Source organism: Caballeronia sp. ATUFL_F1_KS4A (genome assembly GCF_023630905.1).
GTDB lineage: Bacteria > Pseudomonadota > Gammaproteobacteria > Burkholderiales > Burkholderiaceae > Caballeronia > Caballeronia zhejiangensis.
The window spans coordinates 1-3,273 of record NZ_JALQEB010000050.1; the positions used below are offsets into that span (position 1 = coordinate 1).

Below are 3,273 nucleotides of genomic sequence, written 5' to 3' on the forward strand. Positions count from 1 at the left end.
TAAAAAAACCAAGGCCGGAATACCGGAACATCGGGATCGGTCAGATCGCGAAGTATCGCTTGCCGCTGGCGGGCAAGGTATCGATCCTGCATCGCGTGAGCGGCCTGCTGCTCTTCGTGTGTCTGCCGTTCATCCTGTATCTGCTCGATCAGAGCCTCACGTCGGAAATCTCGTTCGACGCGTTCAAGGGCTTTCTCGCCAACCCCATCGTCAAGATCATCACGCTCGTGTTGTCGTGGTCGTATCTGCATCACTTCTGCGCGGGTATCCGCTTCTTGCTGCTCGACACGCACGTCGGCGTGAACAAGCAAGGCGGCAAGCAAAGCGCGCTCATCGTGCTGATCGTCTCGCTGTTGCTCACGCTCGCGATGGCTCTCAAGATCTTCGGAGTGTTCTAAACATGGCAACGCAAAATCGGGTCGGCCCCAAGCGCCTGGTCGTCGGCGCGCACTATGGTCTGCGCGACTGGCTCGCGCAACGCATCACCGCGGTCGTGATGGCCGTGTACACCGTCATTCTTCTCTTCTGGTTCTTCGCGGCGCACAACTTCTCGTATGAAGGCTGGGCGGGCATCTTCGCGACCCAGTGGATGAAGCTCGCGACTTTCGTAGCCTTGCTTTGCCTCTTCTATCACGCGTGGGTCGGCATTCGCGACATCTGGATGGACTACGTGAAGCCCATGGGTCTGCGCCTGCTCTTGCAAGTGCTGACGATCCTCTGGCTCGTCGGATGCGCCGGCTACGCTGCACAGATTCTCTGGAGAGTTTAAAGAACATGGCTGCAATCAAGACTTCCCTGCCGCGTCGTCGCTTTGACGTGGTCATCGTCGGTGCGGGCGGATCGGGCATGCGCGCATCGCTGCAGCTCGCGCGCGCGGGTCTGTCCGTCGCGGTGCTCTCGAAAGTGTTCCCGACGCGCTCGCATACGGTGGCCGCGCAAGGCGGCATCGGCGCATCGCTCGGCAACATGAGCGAAGACAACTGGCACTATCACTTCTACGACACCATCAAGGGCTCCGACTGGCTCGGCGATCAGGATGCGATCGAGTTCATGTGCCGCGAAGCGCCCAACGCCGTGTACGAGTTGGAACACATGGGCATGCCGTTCGACCGTAATCCGGATGGCACGATCTATCAGCGTCCGTTCGGCGGCCACACGGCGAACTACGGCGAGAAGCCCGTGCAACGCGCATGCGCTGCCGCCGACCGTACCGGTCACGCGTTGCTGCACACGCTGTATCAGCAGAACGTGGCTGCGAAGACGCACTTCTTCGTCGAATGGATGGCGCTGGATCTGATCCGCGACGCCGATGGCGACGTGCTCGGCGTCACCGCGCTCGAAATGGAAACGGGCGAGGTCTATATCCTCGAAGGCAAGACGACGCTGTTCGCCACGGGCGGCGCGGGCCGTATCTTCGCGGCATCGACGAATGCGTTCATCAATACGGGCGACGGCCTCGGCATGGCCGCGCGTTCGGGCATCGCGCTGCAGGACATGGAGTTCTGGCAGTTCCACCCGACCGGCGTCGCCGGCGCGGGCGTGCTGATTACCGAAGGCGTGCGCGGCGAAGGCGGCATTCTGCGTAACTCGAATGGCGATCGCTTCATGGAACGCTATGCGCCGACGCTGAAGGATCTCGCGCCGCGCGACTTCGTTTCGCGTTCGATGGATCAGGAGATCAAGGAAGGCCGCGGCGTCGGTCCGAACAAGGATCACGTGCTGCTCGATCTGTCGCACATCGGCGCCGAGACCATCATGAAGCGTCTGCCGTCGATTCGCGAGATTGCGCTGAAGTTCGCGAACGTCGATTGCATCAAGGAGCCGATTCCGGTCGTGCCGACCATCCACTATCAGATGGGTGGCATTCCGACGAACATGCATGGTCAGGTCGTGGGCACCGCGAAGGGCTACAACGATCCGGTCAACGGCTTCTATGCTGTTGGCGAATGCTCGTGCGTGTCGGTGCACGGCGCGAATCGTCTCGGTACGAACTCGCTGCTCGATCTCGTCGTGTTCGGCCGCGCGGCGGGCAATCACATCATCAAGCACGCGAAGGAATTGAAGGAGCACAAGCCGCTACCGGCCGATGCCGCCGACTTCGCGATGGAACGTCTCGCGGTGCTGGAGAAGTCGACGTCGGGCGAGTACACGCAGAACATCGCCAACGACATCCGCGCATCGATGCAGGCGCATGCGGGCGTGTTCCGCACGTCGAAGCTGCTCGAAGAAGGCGTCGGCAAGATCGCCGAACTCGCCGAGCGCGTGAAGCACGTGCATCTGAAGGACAAGTCGAAGGTGTTCAACACCGCGAAGGTCGAGGCGCTCGAACTGGCGAATCTGATCGAAGTCGCGCGCGCGACGATGGTCTCCGCCGAAGCGCGCAAGGAAAGCCGTGGCGCGCACGCGCACAGCGACTACGAGCATCGCGACGACGAGAACTGGATGCGTCACACGCTGTGGTTCAGCGAAGGCGATCGCCTCGAATACAAGCCGGTGCAGATGAAGCCGCTGACGGTCGAATCGGTGCCGCCCAAGGCGCGTACCTTCTAAGGAAAGCGCAAGGAAATCGAAATGGCAAAGAGAATTTTTGAAGTCTATCGCTACGATCCGGACAAGGATGCGGCGCCGCGCATGCAGAGCTACGAGCTCGATCTGACGCATGAACGCATGCTGCTCGACGCGCTGGTGAAGCTGAAAGAAGTCGATGAGACGCTGTCGTTCCGTCGCTCGTGCCGCGAAGGCGTGTGCGGTTCGGACGCGATGAACATCAACGGCAAGAACGGCCTCGCGTGCCTGACGAATCTGAACGAACTGCCGCAGAAGATCGTGCTGCGTCCGCTGCCGGGTCTGCCGGTGGTGCGCGATCTGATCTGCGATTTCACGCAGTTCTTCAATCAGTATCATTCGATCAAGCCGTATCTGATCAACGATACGCCGCCGCCCGAGAAGGAGCGTCTGCAGTCGCCCGTCGAGCGCGACGAACTCGATGGCTTGTACGAGTGCATTCTGTGCGCGAGCTGCTCGACGTCGTGCCCGAGCTTCTGGTGGAACCCTGACAAGTTCGTGGGACCGGCGGGCTTGCTGCAGGCGTATCGCTTCATCGCGGATAGCCGCGATCAGGCGACGGGCGAACGCCTCGATAACCTGGAAGATCCGTATCGTCTGTTCCGTTGCCATACGATCATGAATTGCGTCGACGTGTGCCCGAAGGGGCTCAACCCGACCAAGGCGATCGGCAAGATCAAGGAATTGATGGTGCGACGGGCGGTTTGA

Annotated in this window: 4 protein-coding genes; all 4 read left to right on the forward strand. The window is 60.9% G+C overall.

Annotated features, from left to right (window positions below):
* The coding region (sdhC, locus tag NCS03_RS30970; protein ID WP_250437927.1) for a succinate dehydrogenase, cytochrome b556 subunit at positions 1 to 398 on the forward strand (398 nt) is incomplete at its 5' end.
* Positions 399 to 400: 2 nt separating this feature from the next.
* On the forward strand, positions 401 to 769 hold the full coding sequence (gene sdhD, locus NCS03_RS30975; protein ID WP_008354058.1) for a succinate dehydrogenase, hydrophobic membrane anchor protein: 369 nt from the start codon (positions 401 to 403) through the stop codon (positions 767 to 769).
* 5 nt (positions 770 to 774) lie between these two features.
* Positions 775 to 2,550: a succinate dehydrogenase flavoprotein subunit gene (gene sdhA, locus NCS03_RS30980; RefSeq protein ID WP_008354057.1), complete on the forward strand. Its 1,776-nt coding sequence runs from the start codon at positions 775 to 777 to the stop codon at positions 2,548 to 2,550.
* A 21-nt stretch (positions 2,551 to 2,571) separates the two neighbouring features.
* Positions 2,572 to 3,273 carry a succinate dehydrogenase iron-sulfur subunit gene (locus tag NCS03_RS30985; protein ID WP_008354056.1) on the forward strand — a complete coding sequence of 234 codons (702 nt, stop codon included), beginning with the start codon at positions 2,572 to 2,574 and terminating at the stop codon, positions 3,271 to 3,273.